The following is an 18224-nucleotide window of genomic DNA, read 5'->3' as shown; positions in this document are numbered from 1 at the left end:
TGCCTTCCAAGCGGGTTACACTCTGATCCCGCCTCACGTCTGGTCTCTTTCAACGTATCTGCTCGTACCGTGACCGAAAGAGTGGACAACTAGCGACAATCGTCTCAGGAGCCACCAAGCGCTGGAGAATCAGCCGCCGATCGAAGCGCTTGAATCGGAGGGCTCAATCTAGCAGTGCCTCGGTTGGGGATGGCTGTCGTTTCAAACTGATTCATGGCCATTACCTACCGGTCACAAGCCCGATTCCCGGGTAGTTTCGGCGTGGTCAAAGTCGAAGTGTCTCCCGCGTGACTTTCCACGGTTGATTCAAGCCACCACCGCTTGCACCCGCAAAACCGCACAACTGCACCAGCTTCAAGGTAAATCATGCTACTCGTTCAGCGGCAACCGGTGAAGTAGTGCTGGCCATAAGGAACTTTTGTGTAGGATTCGAAGATCGTCATCCTATGGGGGAGAGAAACACCGACAAGACACGTGAGCAGGGTGTAGAGTTCGGCACGCTGGCCACGTTGATCGACGACCATAGTTACCCAGCGACAAGTACCACTCTCATCGACGAATACGGTGAACAGGAGGTGGAACTGCCGGATGGGACACAGACGCTTGCAGATCTCTTCAAGCCACTGCAAGGCGAGGTGTTCGACTCAGCTGCGGATGCTCGCCAAGCAGTACTGAACATGGTTGATGACAGAGCGATCGGGCGAAAAGGGTACTCCGATCGAACGCCACCTGCACCCGGCGAAACCACTGAGTGGGACCCCGAATCCATGTAGACGGTAGCAAGGAAGTATGAGTGTGGGAACGTTCAGACGCCCGATCGGCATTGGGACGAAGGCTATCTGAGCACCATTGCACCGAATCCGCTGAAATCGCCCATTCTCTGCAACTGTGGTGACCTCCACAGGAAGCATGAGCCGTTGCAAAACAGTACCGCCGCTTAACCGCAGAAGTACAAGTAAGAGCGACCTGGCAACAGTTTCACCGTTGCTATAGTCACTCTGACAGCAGTGAGGACAGACTGGGGAGCAGTTGGCTAATCAGGTCGCGGTGTTCGGCTGCGAACTTCCGGAGTAGGGAGATATCGCCAGGATGGAACAGTTTCGCCAGCGCGAGCGGATTGCCTCCGTTGGCCGCCGAGAGCGTATCGTCGCTGAGCCGGCGGAGGTCGCGGATGAAGCGGTTGTAGCGTTCGGTCGGGGCGTAGTAGAGCAAGTGGGCCATTAGCAGGCGCATCGACGCCTTCGGTGCCACGTTGCGATGCCAGAGGGTGTCGTAGATCGTCATCTCGTCGGCCGACGTGTCGATCCCGCCAGTAAAACAGCGATCGGCCGTGACGGCCGCCGCGCGCCCAGATCGCATGCATTTATCGATGCCCTGTCCCCACAGCGGGTCGATAGAAGGGACGGTATCGCCGATTGCCATGAACCCGTCCGTGCTGAGACGTCCGGGTGGCTGGATATGTGCGGAGCCGCGATGTTGGCTGTTGTCGATACGGTCGGCGTTCGTGAACCGAGGATCGTCTTCAAGCCAGCGCGTGAGCGCGTCGTCGATGAGAATACGATCGGCGTTCGAACTGTATTTCTCGTTTTGGATGAAGCAGAGACCAACTTTTGCCGTATCCGCGCCAGTGTGGAATATCCACGAGTACCCGCCTGGCGCGAGGTCGTGGTCGAGCCGAAGCATCATCGTGTCGGTTAGGTCGGTGTAGTCGGGATGATTGAGGTCCACATCTTCGAATTCCCACTCGATGCCGACGGCTTGCTTGTCCCGCTCAAGATCGCTCACCCCGAGAGACTTCGCAAGCGGTGCGGCCGGGCCAGTCGCGTCCACGATGATATCGGCGTAGGCCTCCTCGTTGCCATCGTAACGAACACCGGTGATGTCTCCATCTTCGAGGATGGGCTCCGAGACCCGCGCGTCGAAATGGAAGGTCACGCCGCGCTCGCGGCCGTCACGGACGAGGTAGCGTTTAAAATCAGCAAATTCGAGAACTGCGCCCGGCTGGAGGAACTGGAAGCTTTCGCTTGGTGATTCCAAGACGACGCTATCGGTGTAGTTCATCACCACATCGTCAGGGATACCGAACGACCCCATCATCGAGGGGAAGGTTCCGCCGGTGGACTTGTTGCTCTGGGCCGGAAACGTCTTCTCGGGTTCGGTTTCGAGAACGAGCACCTCGTAGCCGCGCTCCGTGAGATCTCGGGCACACTGCGCGCCGGCGGGACCAGCGCCAGCGATAACAACATCGTACCCATTGGGCATGAAAACCATTTGATCCAGTGTGGTAATAGTCTTGCTGACCACTACTGACCCTGTTCGGGAATTGATCGCGGCTCGTGATCGGATCGCCATCTGCTGATTCGGCGACTGAATGAAAAGAAGCGAGAAGATCCCACTACTCTGCTGAAAGTAGAACGTATGGCCGTTTGCCTAGCGGCCGAATATCTTCAGTAGCACCCATCCAACGACGAGTATCGGCAACAAGGGCAGGAAGAAAACAAGCAATCCAGTGGCAATCAATATTCCGACAATATTCATCTGGTTATTTGAATGCATCCCAGCAGTAGGTTGGACCGCCCGTAGCTTCCCTGACAATCCGCTTTGTTCGTCGTCACTGTCGCTTTGGCTCATGGCTAGCAATAGATAATATGTCGCTGATTGCGAAAGCTGTCACGGTTTCTGCGAGGCTGGACTACAGGGCACCGCGCTGATTTTTGGTGTTCCTCTTTCAATAAACCTCTACCAATTCTCCGCTCTATCCGTGAAATCGAGCAGTGTGAGTGCCGTGCTGAAAGACAAATGAGGTGTCTGACGATATTCTTAGTCGGTCGTTACTCGGTTCAACACTGCCGCCGAGGCAGACCGACGCTATCTCACACACCACCCACGGCTCCAAACCCTTTACCGCCGCGCTAACTAACCAGTTAGCATGAGCGACACTGCGCCCGCCGACCGCTCCGAGACCCAGGAGGCGATCATGGCTGCAACCTACCGGGCGCTATGTAAGCACGGCTACGCGAACCTGACGACTCAGGCCATCGCCGACGAGTTTGACAAGACCAAGGCGGTGTTACACTACCACTACGACACGAAAGACGACCTACTCGCCGCATTCCTGGAGTACCTGCTCGATCGATTCGCCGCCCACGCCGACGTCGATCACCACGAGGACCCCCGAAAGCGACTGCTCACGATCGTGGACCGTCTACTGTTCGGACGAGACGCCGACAACGAATCGAGCTACTGGGAGTTCCAGACCGCGATGCTGGCGGTCCGCGCCCAGGCACCCTACACGCCAGCCTACCGGGAGCAGTTCGCCGAAAACTACGGATTCGTCCACGAGACGGTCGCGGGGACCATCGCCGACGGAATCGATCAGGGCATCTTTCGAGACGCCGATCCCGAACGACTGGCAACGCTCGTACTATCGACAATCCAGGGCGCGCGCACTAACCGGATCGTACTCGATGACCCAGCCGTCACCAAAGAGACGCATGAGGCCCTCGTAACGTATTTCGACGCCGTACTGGTTCGTGACGGGGCGGACGGGCTCGTCGAATGAGCGAGGGCGAAACCAGCGACGATCCGGACCGTGGTACGGATCGCTCGACACGGTACGTCGCAGGGGCGCTCATTGCAGGTGTGTTCTTCGGTGGTATCGGTGGCGGGGTTGCCTTCCCGACGCTGCCCGCGCTCGGCGAAGTACTGGGTATCGCGCCGATCTTGGTCGGATTGATCCTCTCGGCCAACCGGATCGTCCGGCTCGTGATGAACACCCCCGCGGGCCAGATCCTTGATCGACTCGGCACCCGCCGACCGATGCTCGTGGGCTTTCTGCTCCAAGGGTGTGCGCCGTTTGGCTACGTGCTCGGCATCCATTCGGGACTTGTCCCAGTGCTCGACGCTGGCGGTGTGTTCTTGCTCTCACGGGCGGTGTGGGGCTTCGGCTCCGCGTTCGTGTTCGTGGGCGCGTTCAGCACCATCACACGGGTCACGACCACCGAAAACCGTGGCAAGTGGGTCGGCTACATGCGGGGCGGCCAGAGTCTCGGCTTCCCGACAGGACTGGTCGTGGGCGGCCTTATCACCGACACGTTCGGTTACACGCCGGCCTTCCTCGCCGCCGGCGCTGCGGGCCTGTTCGCCTTCCTCGTCGCGTTCGCCGTGCTACCGAACATCCAGCCCACCACCGGTTCTCGGAGCGGGCTGACCGACCTTCCGAGAATGATCCGGGCCGACGTTCGCATCTTCACGGTCGGCGCGGTCAACTTCACCGTACGGTTGCTGTTCGCGGGTGTCCTCCTCTCGACGGTGGTACTCTACGCCCAGCAGAACGGCATCGAAATCGCCTTCTTATCGGGAGTGGGCGCGAGCGGGATCGTGATGGCCCTTGGTGTGCTCTGTTCGAGCCTGACAACGGTAATCGTGGGTTCAATTTCGGATCGCCTCTCGAATCGTGCGCTCTTGACGCTGCCCGCGCTCGCGGTGTTCGGATGCGGATTCGCGCTGCTCGCGCTCGTGCCCACCTTGGCAAGCACACTTGCCGGCGTCGCGCTCATCGGCGTCGGCGTTGGAGGGTCGAACCCGCCGTTGCTCGCGTATCTGGGCGATATTAGTCCTGACAACGACACGGGCAAACTCGGTGGTGTCTACAACGTTTTCGGCGATCTCGGCTCCAGTGTCGGCCCGCTGGTTGCGCTGCCGCTCGCTGAGGTGGTGGGCTTCACCGTCGAGTACCTCGCCTGCGTCGGCCTGGTGGTCTTCGTCGGCGTACTCGTCGCCGCGACGTTGTTCGGTGAAAGCTCCACGGTCTCTTCTAGAGCCATCCCTGGTGACGACTGATTAGCAGTAGTCGGCTACGCCAATTCAGTAGTGATACTCCCGGCATCCCGATCTCAGCTGCGACGTTGAGTCGAAAGGCTTTAACTAACTAATCAGTTAACAGGCATACTGACTAACTAATCAGAATGTGTTATCACAATGAATGAGACGGAAACAGAAATCATGGAGGCGACATACCGTGCACTCTGCGAGCATGGCTACGCCTCGCTACGAATGCAGGACATCGCCGACGAAACCACCAAAACCAAGGCTGCACTGCACTACCACTACGACACTAAACACGAACTGCTGCTTGCGTTTCTGGAGTTCATCCACGAAGAGTTCGTCGAAAACCTCGAGACCATCGAAGGTGACGATCCGGTGACGCGGCTCCGGACCTACATTCACGAGCGCTTGACGCCCCACGACGAACAGCAACACCAGCGATTTCAGACCGCACTCCTCGAAATCAAAGCCCAAGCACCCTATGACGACGCATATCACGAGCGTCTCGCGGAGTTCGATCGGCGAAGCTACGCGTTCGTTCACGAGCTACTGATTGAGGGGATCGAGAACGGAACCGTCCGTTCGGATATCGACGCCGAGCGGGTCGGGGAGTTCTTCGTGACGACGATCAACGGGGCGGAAACACGTCACGTCGCTATCAATCACCCGATCGAGGAAACGCGGGATTTCCTGCTCGGGTATATCGATACGACACTTCTGGCCGAGGAGTCCCCGGAGGTCGCTGCTAGATGAGCCTGCGGAATGCACTGAGTGGGCTGTTCAAATCACGCGAGGAGTTCGATCTTACCTCGGGTGGGATCGGTCGGCCGTTGTTGTATCTCTCGCTGCCGATCGTGATCACGAACTTGTTCCAGACCGCTTATAATCTCGCGGACACGTTCTGGCTCGGCCAGTACAGCACGGACGCACTGGCGGCGATCAGCTTCGCGTTCCCGATGGTGTTTCTGCTGATCTCGCTCGCGCTCGGGCTCTCGGTCGCAGGTAGCGTCCTCGTCGCCCAACACGTCGGTGCGGGCGAGGAAGACCGCGCAGAGTACGCCGCCTCACAGACGGTCACGTTCTCGGTCATCGCCTCGTTGGTGCTCGGTGTGATCGGATACTTCGCTGTCGATTGGCTCATCCAGTTGCTGGGCGCGAGCGAAGCGATCGCGCCGCTCGCAGCGGGCTACATGCGCGTGTTCTCGATCGGACTGGTGTTCGTCTTCGGCTTTGCGATGTTCATCGCGTTGATGCGTGGCTACGGCGATACGATCACGCCGATGCTCGTGATGTTCGGGTCGGTCGTGATCAACATCGTGCTCGATCCGCTGTTGATCTTCGGCTTCGAGTCGAACCCGCTATTCGGCTATCTCGGACTTCGCGGCCTCGAATCCTCGCTGTACGCAGCGACCGGTTTCGCGGGCAGCGGGATCGAGGGTGCGGCAATCGCCACGATCGCCTCGCGAGCACTCGCGTTCGTGGTCGCGCTCTGGATCATGTTCCGGGGTGAGCGTGGCGTGCAGATCAATCTCCGACAGATGGTGCCGGACCTGAGCTACGCCCGACGGATGCTCTCGATCGGGTTACCAGCCTCCGTCGAAGGGACGGTTCGTTCGATCTCGATCAACCTGCTGTTGGTCGTGATCGCTACGTTCCCCACCACGGTCGTCGCCGCCTACGGGATCGGGACCCGGATCTTCTCGGTCGTGTTCCTCCCGGCGATCGCGTTCTCACAGGGCGTCGAGACGATGACCGGCCAAAATATCGGAGCGGACGAGGTCGATCGGGCTGGACGGACCAACCACTTCGGTGCGGTGGTGTTGTTCGTCGTGCTGTCGGTCATCGGCGCGATAGTCTGGCTCGGCGCGGCACCGATCGTATCGGTGTTCACCACCGATCCCGCGGTCGTCGATGTCGGTGCAACGTTCCTCCGGTATTCCGCACCGACGTTCGGGTTCATCGGGATCATGCGCGCATACACCGGCGGGTTCCGTGGAGCCGGCATGACGATGATCGCGGCCGTCATCGCCGTTGGCACACTCGGGCTGGTTCGCCTGCCGATCGCGTGGCTCGGGGCAGGCGTTCTCGGTGTGACTGGCCTCTGGCTGGCGTTCCCGATTTCGAACGTTGTCGGTGGACTGATCTCGTATTTCTGGTTCCGCCGGGGAAGTTGGAGGAATACCGATCTCACGTCTCAGTCTGACAGCATCGATGCCAATGCAAACGCGGAACCCGCGATGGACGACTAACGAACGCGACGTTCTACCGACGTTACTCGTCCTTAGCTCTCTAATCTCGAGTACACCCACATCAGCTACCTTCACCCTGAAATCCAGAGGTTCGGCGTTTGGATTTCTACAAACCGCCACATAGGTGATAATTCCTCGCTCAGCGCGAACGGCCATCCCGGTAGAGTGCTCGCTCTGCCCTTGCAAGCATCGTTGTAGGCAGAGTGGTCATCCATTTTGGACGCGATAAGATGGGGTACCTCGTTTTGTTTCAAGCCACCTTCACCCCTTCTCCGAACCATTCACTCTACCGTCGATGTCTCGTCGGCATCCTGTTTCTATCGTCTCTTAAACCCGAACAGGAACATATATGGGGGCGTTTCAGCCGCGTGAGAATCGCCTTCCCGGTTGATGGTGACAGAAGCAGAAGTAGCACCTGTAAGGAGGAACCAACCATGTTCCCGATCTCACGACGACGGCTGATGGGAGCGCTCGGCATCGGGGGTGCGGCCTCCGTCGCCGGCTGTACGACTGGCCTCGAAACCGAAGCGGTCGGCCAGCCCTCGACGACGCTCCAACGGGCTCAGAAGAAAGCTGCGGACCGAGTAGCAGCTGATCCCACTGACGTTCCCGACCCAATCGACCGGAACGAATCGAAACACCACGACATCACGCTGGAAGCCAAGGAGGTTACCGCCGAAATCGAAGAGGGCGTGACGTTCAACTTCATGACTTTCGATGGGCAGGTTCCAGGGCCGATGATCCGCCTTCGGCAAGGCGACACCGTGTCGTTCACGATGGAGAACGTCCCCGAGAACAAGCGCCAGCACAACGTCGATATGCACTCCATCTACGGTACCGGGGGCGGGAGCGTCGCCACGACTGCTGGCCCAGGGAAAGCCAACAGCATGCGATTCGAGGCCACGTATCCGGGTGCATACATCTACCACTGCGCGGTCCCGAACATGGACCAGCATATCTCGACGGGCATGTTCGGCATGGTGCTCGTCGAGCCCAAAGAGGGGCTACCCCCGGTCGATCGCGAGTTCTACCTCGGCCAACACGAACTCTACACGAACAAGCCGGTCGGCGAGCAGGGCCACCACAGCTTCGACGCGGACGCGATGGCGAAGGAAGCACCGACGTACGTGCTATTCAATGGTGAGAAGTACCCATTCACGCCCGATCGATACGGCACGATGAAAGCCGAAACCGGTGAGACTGCGCGGGTGTTCCTGGTGACGGGTGGCCCGAACGTCTCCTCGAACTTCCATCCGATCGGTAACGTCTGGACGCGGGCGTGGCGCGACGGTGCGCTCGCCGGCCACCCCGAGAAGTACGTCCAGACGATGAAAGTGCCACCCGGAAGCTGCATGGTCGGCGAGATGGACTTGCCAGTTCCCTCGCGTATCAAGCTCGTCGATCACGCGCTCACGCGGGTGACGCGGCGAGGACTCCTCGCCGAGATCGACGTGACCGGGCCCGAGCGCCCGGAAGTCTTCGATCCTGCGCCGAACAAAGCCAAGGGGAAGGACGAGGAGGGGCCGCAGTACTGATCTCTGGAGAGAACGATGACAACTACTACAACTACGAGTCGGCGGACGTTTCTCGGCGCGCTCGCTGGGACGGCCATCGGTGTCGGGGCGCTCGCCGAACCAGCTGCTGCACAGGAGGGTGGCCTCGGGTCTTGGTTCGAGAACGTCTCGAACGCGAACGAGATCGTCGATCGTCGCGGGCAGTCGACAGTCGAAATCACCGTCGGTGCGAAAGGGAACGGCGGTAATTTCGGGTTCGGTCCCGCTGCGTTGCGGGTTGACGCCGGAGCGACTGTCGTCTGGAAGTGGAACGGAAAGGGCGGGAGTCACAACGTCGTGGCACAGGAGGGCGGCTTCGAGAGCGAGATGCAGAGCAGTCAGGGAGCCACGTTCGAACACATGTTCGATAGTTCTGGGGTGTACCGGTACTACTGTGCGCCGCACAAGGCGATGGGGATGAAAGGAGCTGTCGTCGTCGGTGACGCAACCGCGTCACTTAGCGGCGGTGCTGGAGCTGACAGCGACGGCGGCGCAGCCAATGCCTCCGCAACCGGAGCCAGCGATTCGTCCCGATCATTCGATGGCTGGCTCTCGAACACGGGCAACTACGGGGGAGTGATCGATCGGACTGGAAACGATGTAGTGACAGTGAAACTCGGTGCAGAGGGCAACGGTGGTCCGTATGCGTTCGACCCACCCGCGATTCACGTCGATCCCGGGACGACCGTCATCTGGGAGTGGGTAACGGATACTGGCCCGCACGATGTTGTCGACACGAACGGGCGATACCAGAGTGAGAAGGTAGCAAAGGCGGGTCATCAGTTCGCGACGAAGTTCGGTGGCGATGGCCTCAGTAAATACGAGTGCGTTTCACATAGTGACCGTGGCATGCGCGGTGCCGTCGTCGTCGGACGAGGCGTCGTACCCGGACTCGGACCGAAGGGGCTCGTGGTAGCGGGTGGTGGTGCTACCGTTCTCGGCGGGATCCTTCACCGTGGCATCAAGCTTCACAACGAAACGGCAACCGGGCCGTGGAGCGGTGAGGAACCGGCCTGATCAATTCGGATTTGTTTCGACTATCAGCACTCACCCTCTCGAACGGACGTTTAGCAGTCGACTTCTGACGTTCGATCCTCTCGCGATGCCAACGAATGAGACGGTGCTCAGTCGTCGTCGGGGCTCCGTCCGCTGTCTGCCTCCTCACCGAGCACGCGCCGTGAGATGATCGTCCCGCCAGACGTGGTTGCCGTCTCTTCGCGGCGAACGAATCGTTTTCTCACCACATCGTAACCGAATACCGCGGCACCGAGGATGATGAGGATATCACCGGGAAGCCGCGCCCAGAACAGGTCCTGGACGAGACCGCGGTTGTAGAACGCGAGCGAGCGGCCGGCGTCGTACCCCTGCGTGAAAACGGTCTCCAGCTGAAGAAAGCCGATCGGGATGTCGCCGACAAATACCATCCACGCGAGACCGGCATTCAGCAACCAGAACGCGCGTTTCAGATTCGTCGGGTCCCACGCGCCGGGTTTGGTGGTAAAGCGCAGCAGATACGTCGCCATCCCGAGCGCGAGGAAGCCAAAAGCCCCGAACATCGAGGCGTGGGCGTGGCCCACCGTCAGGAACGTCCCGTGTTCGTAGTAGTTGATTATCGGGAGGTTGATGAAGAAGCCGAGCGCACCCGCACCGACGAAGTTCCATATCCCCGACGCGATGATGAACATGAACGGCAGTTTGTACGGGAACCGCTCGCCGGCGCTCATGTACGCGCGATACTGGTTGATAGCTTCGAAAAGGATGAACACCAGTGGAATGAACTCCAGCGTCGAGAAGAGGCTCCCGATGGGGACCCAGTATTCGGGCAGCCCGATCCACCAGTAGTGGTGCGAGACGCCGATGACGCCCGCTCCCATCACCAGCAGTGCTTCGAGGATGACGGCTTTCTCCGCGCTCCGGCGTGAGAGAAGGTTCATCGCGACAAGGGCGATGCCCGTGACGGCGACGACGAAGAATTCGAAGGCCCCCTCAACCCACATGTGGACGACCCACCACCGCCAGAACTCCGTCACGACGATGCTCGTCTTCGGCGTGTACAGCATACTCGCGGTGAACAACAGCCCAATCGACCCGCCGGCGTAGATGATCATGTGGGCGAGTCCGTAGCGACTCTCCCGGTCGAGAAGCGGTTTAAATCCACGGGCGACGAGGGCGGTCCAGAGCGCAAAGCCCACGAGGAGACCAACCTGCCAGACCCGACCGACTTCGAGATATTCGAGTCCCTCGTTGCCGAGGAGCCACCAGAGCGAGCCGTCGATGTAGCCCTGTGCGCCGAGCCAGATGCCGACCAATCCCCCAACAACCACGACAAACAGCGCGCCCAGAAGGACGTGGATGAGCGTCTTCTGGTTATCGGGCTCGTAGCCGGTGAGCAGCGGCGGGAGGAACAGTCCGATACCGAGCCAGAGCGTCGCGATCCACAGCACCGCGAGATCGATGTGCCACGCCTTTGTGATGGCGAACGGGAGCGTCGCCATCGCGTCGATGCCGAGCGCTTGCGCGATGCCGTAGAATCCCTCGCGTTCGATGTAGTAATGGGCCATCAGCCCGCCCAGCAGCGTTTGGACGAGAAACAGGGCGGCCGCGACCGGGACGAACCGGACGGCGGCGAACTGACTTGGCGAGAGCGTGACCTCCTCGGGGTCGGGAATATCGATACCCTCGCTTTCCGGTTCGGAGAGTTGGATGGACTTGTAGAGCCAGATGCCCGCCCCGCCGCCGAGGACGAGTATCACCATCGCAAATACGCTCCAGAGCATCGCCGAGGCGGGGGCATCGTTACCCGCACCGGCGTTGAACGGCCACTCGTTGGTGTAGGAATTCTCGGAACCGGGACGCTCGCTCGCGGAGAACAGCGACGTCCAGAGGGCGAAATCCGCGAATCGGCGTGCATCCTCCGGCGACGAGACGAACCCCGACGGAATACCGTGTTCGGGCGCACCGCCGTAATAACGCTCGACGTATGCCTCGCGGACTTGTTGGTAGGCGTATGCCTCAGCCGCACCGAGTTCGATGGTGTCGTCGATGGTGTTGTCGCTGAGTTGCCGCTCGACGACCGTCTTCACGCCCGCTTTCTGTGCCTCATCGAGATTCGCGTAGGGAGTCCCGTAGCGCTCGCGGGCGACATACTCGCGCATGTTTGTCACGAGTCGGTCGAGCGCATCAGCGGTGTAGTCGGCTCCAAAGTACGCGCCGTTGCCCAGTATCGACCCGTGATTCATGAGACCGTTCTGCTGGAAGACGGCCTTGCCGCTCACGATCTGTTCGTTTGTCGTGAGCGTGTCACTGTTCGGACCGACGATCCGCTCGGGGCGGTCGGGTGACTGTTGGTAGGTGAGATACGCCCCTGCACCCATGACGATCAGGTTGAAGACGAAGGCCACTACGAGGAGCTTTGCCAGCGTCTTTCGAGTGACTTCCATAGTTCACTGAGAGTTCGCTGACTACCTCATTATATGTCGTGGCCGATTCTCAGCCATTGAAACCTGACGAATATATTCGGCAATTCCCAGTAACTCGGAATCGAGAACGGTTCCTTGTAGCTTCCACTGATATAGGGATTAGCAGAGATACTCATAGATTTGCGGTGAGTTGAGTGTTGGCAGAGCTGTTGAGAGGAACTCGTTGACCTCATCGAGTGTCAGAAACAGTCGGTTGGCTCGACCGTCTCTGAGCTGACGCCAACAGTTTTCGAGCGGGTTCAGTTCCGGCGAATGCGACGGCAGGAACTCCAGAAGCAGGCCGTCGGCGGCGGCCTGCTTCTTCAACGTCTTCGCGATGAAGTAGCTCGCGTTGTCCAGGACGATCGCGAGCTTCTCGCCAAACTCGTGCTGGACCGCTCGGAGAAAGTGTTTGGCGACCTCGGCGTTGAACTGATTCGGTGTGAGAGCGATGAATCGCTCGCCATCGTCGGTGACTGCTCCCAACATATTCATCTTGTCACGAACGCCCGAGACCGGCAGTCTCGGGCGTGAGTTCACCGGGAACCAATCGGGTTTTTGGTTAGTGGCGACCGCCTCGGAGTGCTGGTCGATCGCGACGATCCGGTAGCCCTCAGCCTTCAGCGTCGGCCACTTTTTTTGAACTCCGCACGCCAGCGTCGTTGTACTTCTGGATCAGCCTCGTAATGGACCGGCCGGGCTGTCTGAACTGACAGCCCGGCCTTTCCCATCATGCGATACATATGCGCGGTAGAGTACTCAACGTCGTAGTTCTCGGCGATGTATTTGCGGACGAGCGGCGGTCTCCAGGCTGGTGCGTCGACTCCTGCTTCCAACGGTGACGCCCGAAGCGTCACCGTCAGTTCGTCCCACTGCTCGTCGGTAAGTCGGGAAGAACTGCCGCCACGAGGGCGGTCGCCGAGCGCGACTCCTTCGCGCTCGGCGACGATGTCGAGCCAATCGTAGACGGTCTGTTCGTGCCAGCCGTACTTGTGCTGGATCTTGGCGGGTGAGAGGCCGGATTTGTATTCGAGAGCTGCAACCAAGCGTTTGATTGCTTTCGGGTCCCGTTCCGTGCGCAGTTGCTCACGCAACTGCTTCTCGTTGACACCGACCAGTTTCTTTCCCCGCTTCGTCATAACCGCCTATACGCGCCCTGAGACTATGAATTAGAGCACTGATCCCTATAGCACTACCGGAGAGTCCCAATGTCGCACCTGTCCAGTGTTAGCCGGCGGACGTTTCTGAGAGCAACGCCAACGATCATCGTTGGAGGAACAGTGTTGGCTGGTTGTACTGGCAATTCATCCGAAACAGGTGAGGAGGGTCCTGCTGATACGGCAAACTCACCTTCGTCTGGAACTGAAGCGAACAGTAGTGGCACAAGTACGTTCGATGCCTGGCTCAGCGATACTGGAAACTACAGCAGCGTCGCGGACAAGACCGGGGCGAGTGAGGTCACCGTTTCGGTGGGTGCACAGGGGAACAATGGCGCGTATGCCTTCGCTCCACCGGCGATCGAAATCAGTACAGGAACGACGGTACTCTGGAAATGGACCGGGAAGGGTGGGAATCACGACGTGGTGGCACAGAACAGTAGCTTCGAGAGTGAACTGCAGAGCACGGAGGGAGCCACATTCGAACACACCTTCGATGACACGGGCACCTACAAGTACTACTGCACGCCGCACAGAGCGATGGGAATGAAAGGCGGCATCGTGGTGAAGTGAGCTTGCGACAACGATTTCGACCTCAGTCGACGTAGAGAGAGTACAGGATAATAGCAAATCCTCCCGTGGTGAACGCACTCTCGACGAGGAGTGCATGGCTCTGATCGACCGGCACGATTTGGTCAACAATACCGGCCACGAACGCACCGAGCGTTATTACCGCGAACCCGAGCGTGAGTGCACGAAGAGCGGGCGATCCGGTTCTCCGATATGCCTTGTACGAAAAGTACGTTATCAGCCCGCCGAGCGAGAGGCTCAGCACCTTGAGGACGGTCACTGCAGTCGCAACGAGTGCTGTCATTTCTTTCTCACCTCCGCCCAAAGTTCGGAGAGCTGTTGATCCGGCGTGCGTTCGGGATGCTCGATCGCAACCTCCAACGAACGATCCTCGTCGAGGGCGACGTTTACTTCCTCGAAATCCAGTACGTATCGTGCTGTATGTCGACCACTAACTCTGACTTCTGTTTGCTCTTCGATCAATGAAGCCTCGACGAGAAGCTCGAGCTTTCGGTAGGTGGTCGAGAGCGGAATGTCACACCTGTTCGAGACCTCTTTTGCAGTCATCGGTTTCTCCATGTGTTTGATGATAGTTCGGCATTCGGGATCATCGAGGGCATCGAGCACGTCTTGAAGCTGCGGATGGTCAGCAGCGAACGGATCACGTACCATTCCTTGATCCTGGGTGGAAGCCGCGTCGTGCTCGATTGTGTGATCGGTCATGTAGGGCTTGAATGTGGTCATTCTCTCCACAGTGCCGCAAGTGTACTCTCACGCCGACCGTTGGCCACCGCTATTGACGATAGCCCGGCCACGACATTTCATGTTCGTTCCGTCGACGTTGCTTCGGAAAGGTCCTCGACGAATCGTTTCATGATCTTCTCTTCGGCCCGGTGGAGGGTTTCACTACACGTTGATTTCGCCACATCGGATTCGGCGGCGAGGTCGGTCAGCGAGCAACGTCGCGGCGTATCGTAGTACCCCTGCTCGATGGCTGTCCGAACGAGTTCGAGTTGGCTGTCGGTGAGGAGTTGCGTTGGTTCGATATGCTGGTGGATTTCATTGACCGTGAACGGGATCCCGAACTGTTCGAACTGATTGCCGAGCTCGGAGAGACGCCGCTGCGGTGCGGTAATCTCCCAGTTGGCCTCTCCCTCTTCGATGGTGAACGGCATTTCGAGCGGGACGCCCGAGTCTTGGACTGGGAACAGCAACAGCGGCATCGTCGTCTCGAACTGAATCAGCGCCTCATCACCATGTTGGCGGAGGATGTCGAGCTCGACGATCGAGTCACTCGCATTGATCTCAGAGAGGATCGAAGAGAGATTCTGGCTCGTGACTTCGGCGAGACCAACGCCAGCGTCATCGTCCGCGAGGGCCGCAAGGATGCGGAACGTTGCTTCCGGGTGTGCGCGTGAGACCTCTCCGATCCAGACGCTCTCAGGGATCGTGAGCGTGAGGTTGGCTCGTGGCATCGGTGTTCGTACGAATATATTCGGCCTGATTCCCAATCAGTGTTCCCGAACATGTTCGGTCACGAGATGAGGGACTCTAGGAGACGAACATCATCGGCGGAACGGCCATTTGTGTCGCTCATGAAGGACCATGCATGAGTATCGAACCGACCATCGACGGAAATCAAGAGCTCGACGTCCGAACGATTGACGGCGAACCGTTTACTGACATCATGGCAGCACTCAAAGAGCTCGATGAGGAAGAGACGCTCGTTCTCATCAATAGCTTCGAGCCTGAACCGCTCTACACCGTTCTCGAACAACGTGGCTTCGTCTACGAGACGACACATACTGGAGACGACGAGTGGCGCGTGTCGATCACCCACGACTGACCGAACATCTTCGGGGAAACCCCTTGGGTTCCCGAGAGAGTACAAACAGGTAGATGTCAGAACAGACGCTTGATCTCCGCGATATCCCGGCACCGGAGCGCCATCCGAAAATCCACGACGCGTTCGCGGACCTAGATAGTGGCGAAACACTGACGTTGATCAATGATCACGACCCGAAACCGCTGTTCTACGAGATGCAGGCTGAAGTCCCTGAATTCGACGCGGAAGGGTACGAGGTCGAAGAACGCGGTGAGAACGAGTTCGTTGCCACCCTTCCAAAGAAGTGATCGGCTTGCCGGACCAGTCTGTTTTCGTGTCTCCAACGAGATTTGAGATTTGAGCAGTCTCAATCGCGCTGCGGATCCGGGTTCCAGATGACAGTAACGACACCGAGTTCCGTCTCGATCGTTTCGTACTCGTATCCACGATCGGTGAGTTTCGGATACAGGTGTTGTGGAGCACGGTCGTTCAATTGCACCAACACGGTTTCATCATCCAGCTCAACGAGGCGTTCGAGGGTGTTCTGGAGCGGTTGTGGCGGCGGGAGCTCGCGGGCGTCCATGGTCTCTCGCGCTCGGTCTGATGGCGCTTCAGTGTCCATCACGTACTCTTCGACAGCGGGCATGGTTTCACTGATGGGCCACACTCTCACGAATACTTCCCCGAAGATGTTCAGAGTCCACTCGTCAGTATCGAATCGTCAAAGAGAATCTGATTCCATTCTGCTCCACCATCCCCGAACACGTTCGGGGGTTTGCTTTCCAGCCCACGAGCCGAAGACCGAATATGGCGAGCGTCTCCCACAACGATGCCGAACCGATTACCGATCGTATGCATGACAATTCGTGGTCGGCGAACCTCGAAAAACCTCGTCACGAAGATGATAGAGCGCTGGTTATCAAGCAGGCTACCGACGCGATCGATCACACGAAATCAGGCAACCACGTGAATCTCGTCACGCACGGGAATCACGGCCATCCACGAGAGTACCTCTTCGAAGCGCTCGCCGACGAGTACGGCGGCGATATCGAGTGGAGCTACATCGAACAGTGTGGCTGCGGTGGCCACGTCACCCGCGTCCACGTCTAATCGATGCCGAGGAATCCACGGGAGATCGATACCACCCAACGACCGTTCGTTCTCATCTGGGAGGTAACGCAGGCGTGTGACCTCGCCTGCAAACACTGTCGAGCAGACGCACACCCGCAGCGACATCCGGACGAACTCACGACAGCAGAGGGCAAGCAGCTGCTGGATGATGTACGCACCTTCGGCGACGGACAACTCGTCGTGTTGTCCGGGGGTGATCCGCTCGCCCGCGATGACACCATCGAACTCGTCGACTACGGAACGGACAACGGGCTTCGGATGACGCTCACGCCGAGTGGAACGACGTCGCTCACCGCCGATCGGATCCAGACGTTGGCCGATGCCGGCCTTCGCCGCATGGCACTGAGTATCGATGGCGGGTCGGCCACGACACACGACGAGTTCCGTCAGGAACGGGGCAGTTTCGACCAAACCCTGCAAGCAGCATGTGATGCCCGAACTGCCGGACTACCGATACAGATCAACACGACCGTTTGCGCAGAGACTGTCGACGAACTTCCTGCTATTAGAGATCTCGTTGCGGATCTCGGTGCTGTGCTCTGGTCGGTGTTTTTCCTCGTCCCGATCGGCCGCGGGCGAGTCCTCGATCCGATTTCACCCGACCGTGCAGAACGAGTCTTGGAATGGCTGTGTACCGTCAGCGATGAGGCATCGTTCGGGATCAAGACGACCGAGGCACCTCACTATCGACGTGTTGCGATCGAACGGGGCCGTGCCGACCACGCTACCCGTAAGCCAGCGGAGGACGGCATCGGCCGGCGGCTCGGAATCACCGCCGGGAACGGGTTCGCGTTCATCAACCATACTGGCGGAGTGTATCCCTCGGGTTTCCTGCCCGAAACAGCCGGGAACGTCAAACACGAGAGTATCGTCGACGTGTACCGAGAATCGGAGCTATTCCAAACGCTTCGAGACTCGGACGCCTTCCACGGCAAGTGCGGCGCGTGTGAGTACCAGCACGTTTGCGGCGGGAGCCGTTCGCGGGCGTACGCATACACTGATGACCCACTGGCAAGTGATCCGCTCTGTGCGTACACGCCGGATGAATACGATGGAGCGCTTCCCGAACAGCGATTCACCGCCTGAGAGACTACTCATCGATGACCCAAAGTACCGAGAACAGTGTTCACAGCCGTCGGAATCACACATCAGGACGACCAGTGGATCCAGGTCCTTCACGAGAGCGAGCTATCGAGCACATTCACGCTCACGCAGAACGGATCAAGCAGCGGGAACTCGAGACAGCTTTCACGAAGCTGGGAAATCAGGGAGACCTCACTGAAATGCAGCGCGAGATCATCGCCGACATGGCGGACACGCTCATTACTGAGTTAGTGGCTCCGCCGACGCAATCACTTCGAAACGCTCGGTCCGAGGACCGATCTGACGTTCAGACAGCGCTGGAGTTATTTGACCCGGATTCACTATCAAATGGAGAATGACAGTGACAGCTT

Annotated in this window: 21 protein-coding genes; 13 read left to right on the top strand and 8 right to left on the bottom strand. The window is 58.9% G+C overall.

Going from position 1 to position 18224, the window contains the following annotated elements:
* Positions 1-446 precede the first annotated feature (446 nt).
* A complete protein-coding gene (locus tag PHA81_RS18650; protein ID WP_273838150.1) occupies positions 447-773 on the top strand; it encodes a hypothetical protein in 327 nt (108 codons plus the stop codon).
* 220 nt (positions 774-993) lie between these two features.
* Here the strand turns inward: PHA81_RS18650 and PHA81_RS18645 are convergent, their stop codons facing one another.
* Entirely contained in the window at positions 994-2262 is a 1269-nt protein-coding gene (locus tag PHA81_RS18645; protein WP_005040586.1) for a digeranylgeranylglycerophospholipid reductase, read from the bottom strand.
* 667 nt (positions 2263-2929) lie between these two features.
* On the opposite strand from PHA81_RS18645, the gene PHA81_RS18640 reads away from it, so the two are divergent.
* The 6 genes from PHA81_RS18640 (at position 2930) to PHA81_RS18615 (ending at position 9646) form a co-directional block, all read left to right on the top strand.
* A complete protein-coding gene (locus tag PHA81_RS18640) occupies positions 2930-3562 on the top strand; it encodes a TetR/AcrR family transcriptional regulator (RefSeq protein ID WP_005046147.1) in 633 nt (210 codons plus the stop codon).
* Positions 3559-4842, top strand: a complete 1284-nt coding sequence (locus PHA81_RS18635) for an MFS transporter (RefSeq protein ID WP_005046148.1) — start codon at positions 3559-3561, stop codon at positions 4840-4842. The genes PHA81_RS18640 and PHA81_RS18635 overlap by 4 nt, the downstream gene beginning before the upstream one ends.
* A 162-nt stretch (positions 4843-5004) precedes the next feature.
* Entirely contained in the window at positions 5005-5580 is a 576-nt protein-coding gene (locus tag PHA81_RS18630) for a TetR/AcrR family transcriptional regulator (protein ID WP_005046151.1), read from the top strand.
* Complete coding sequence (locus tag PHA81_RS18625) at positions 5577-7076, top strand: MATE family efflux transporter (RefSeq protein WP_005046153.1); 1500 nt, start codon at positions 5577-5579, stop codon at positions 7074-7076. The genes PHA81_RS18630 and PHA81_RS18625 overlap by 4 nt, the downstream gene beginning before the upstream one ends.
* Positions 7077-7510: 434 nt before the next feature.
* A complete protein-coding gene (gene nirK, locus PHA81_RS18620; protein ID WP_005046154.1) occupies positions 7511-8611 on the top strand; it encodes a copper-containing nitrite reductase in 1101 nt (366 codons plus the stop codon).
* A 15-nt stretch (positions 8612-8626) separates the two neighbouring features.
* Positions 8627-9646 (top strand): halocyanin domain-containing protein, encoded by a 1020-nt coding sequence (locus PHA81_RS18615; RefSeq protein ID WP_005046156.1) that lies wholly within the window; start codon positions 8627-8629, stop codon positions 9644-9646.
* A gap of 107 nt (positions 9647-9753) precedes the next feature.
* On the opposite strand, the gene PHA81_RS18610 is transcribed toward PHA81_RS18615, so the two are convergent.
* From PHA81_RS18610 to PHA81_RS18600, 3 genes are all read right to left on the bottom strand, one after another.
* Positions 9754-12069, bottom strand: a complete 2316-nt coding sequence (locus tag PHA81_RS18610; RefSeq protein WP_005046157.1) for a cbb3-type cytochrome c oxidase subunit I — start codon at positions 12067-12069, stop codon at positions 9754-9756.
* 138 nt (positions 12070-12207) lie between these two features.
* The gene (locus PHA81_RS18605) at positions 12208-12711 is read right to left on the bottom strand and encodes an IS630 family transposase (protein WP_273838155.1); all 504 of its coding nucleotides are present in this window, start codon (positions 12709-12711) and stop codon (positions 12208-12210) included.
* On the bottom strand, positions 12708-13226 hold the full coding sequence (locus tag PHA81_RS18600; protein ID WP_005046162.1) for a winged helix-turn-helix domain-containing protein: 519 nt from the start codon (positions 13224-13226) through the stop codon (positions 12708-12710). Before PHA81_RS18600 ends, PHA81_RS18605 begins: the two co-directional genes overlap by 4 nt.
* Positions 13227-13370: 144 nt before the next feature.
* Between PHA81_RS18600 and PHA81_RS18595 the strand changes: the two genes are divergently transcribed.
* Positions 13371-13817 (top strand): halocyanin domain-containing protein, encoded by a 447-nt coding sequence (locus PHA81_RS18595; RefSeq protein ID WP_241430429.1) that lies wholly within the window; start codon positions 13371-13373, stop codon positions 13815-13817.
* A 22-nt stretch (positions 13818-13839) separates the two neighbouring features.
* Here PHA81_RS18595 and PHA81_RS18590 read toward each other — a convergent pair whose 3' ends face one another.
* The 3 genes from PHA81_RS18590 to PHA81_RS18580 all read right to left on the bottom strand — a co-directional run bounded on the left by PHA81_RS18590 (position 13840) and on the right by PHA81_RS18580 (position 15289).
* Positions 13840-14118, bottom strand: a complete 279-nt coding sequence (locus PHA81_RS18590; protein ID WP_005046166.1) for a hypothetical protein — start codon at positions 14116-14118, stop codon at positions 13840-13842.
* On the bottom strand, positions 14115-14486 hold the full coding sequence (locus tag PHA81_RS18585) for a helix-turn-helix domain-containing protein (protein WP_005046168.1): 372 nt from the start codon (positions 14484-14486) through the stop codon (positions 14115-14117). Before PHA81_RS18585 ends, PHA81_RS18590 begins: the two co-directional genes overlap by 4 nt.
* 149 nt (positions 14487-14635) lie before the next feature.
* Entirely contained in the window at positions 14636-15289 is a 654-nt protein-coding gene (locus PHA81_RS18580; protein WP_005046170.1) for a helix-turn-helix domain-containing protein, read from the bottom strand.
* Positions 15290-15423: 134 nt separating this feature from the next.
* On the opposite strand from PHA81_RS18580, the gene PHA81_RS18575 reads away from it, so the two are divergent.
* Together PHA81_RS18575 and PHA81_RS18570 are read left to right on the top strand one after the other, a co-directional pair.
* Entirely contained in the window at positions 15424-15660 is a 237-nt protein-coding gene (locus PHA81_RS18575) for a DUF2249 domain-containing protein (RefSeq protein WP_005046172.1), read from the top strand.
* Between the two features lie 53 nt (positions 15661-15713).
* Positions 15714-15947: a DUF2249 domain-containing protein gene (locus tag PHA81_RS18570; protein WP_005046173.1), complete on the top strand. Its 234-nt coding sequence runs from the start codon at positions 15714-15716 to the stop codon at positions 15945-15947.
* 59 nt (positions 15948-16006) lie between these two features.
* On the opposite strand, the gene PHA81_RS18565 is transcribed toward PHA81_RS18570, so the two are convergent.
* Positions 16007-16285 (bottom strand): DUF2249 domain-containing protein, encoded by a 279-nt coding sequence (locus PHA81_RS18565; RefSeq protein ID WP_005046175.1) that lies wholly within the window; start codon positions 16283-16285, stop codon positions 16007-16009.
* A gap of 161 nt (positions 16286-16446) precedes the next feature.
* Here PHA81_RS18565 and PHA81_RS18560 point away from each other — a divergent pair, with 161 nt between their 5' ends.
* The 3 genes from PHA81_RS18560 to PHA81_RS18550 are packed head-to-tail and all read left to right on the top strand — an operon-like array spanning position 16447 to position 18212.
* Positions 16447-16749: a CGCGG family rSAM-modified RiPP protein gene (locus PHA81_RS18560; protein ID WP_005046177.1), complete on the top strand. Its 303-nt coding sequence runs from the start codon at positions 16447-16449 to the stop codon at positions 16747-16749.
* A gap of 3 nt (positions 16750-16752) precedes the next feature.
* Complete coding sequence (locus PHA81_RS18555) at positions 16753-17856, top strand: TIGR04053 family radical SAM/SPASM domain-containing protein (RefSeq protein ID WP_005046178.1); 1104 nt, start codon at positions 16753-16755, stop codon at positions 17854-17856.
* 14 nt (positions 17857-17870) lie between these two features.
* Positions 17871-18212, top strand: a complete 342-nt coding sequence (locus tag PHA81_RS18550) for a glutamyl-tRNA reductase (RefSeq protein ID WP_049910435.1) — start codon at positions 17871-17873, stop codon at positions 18210-18212.
* Positions 18213-18224: the final 12 nt, after the last annotated feature.

The organism is Halococcus sp. PRR34 (genome assembly GCF_028617175.1).
In the GTDB taxonomy this organism is placed as follows: Archaea; Halobacteriota; Halobacteria; order Halobacteriales; family Halococcaceae; genus Halococcus; species Halococcus salifodinae.
The sequence above is the reverse complement of the archived record's forward strand: the minus strand, read 5'-3'. Positions and strand labels throughout refer to the sequence as shown.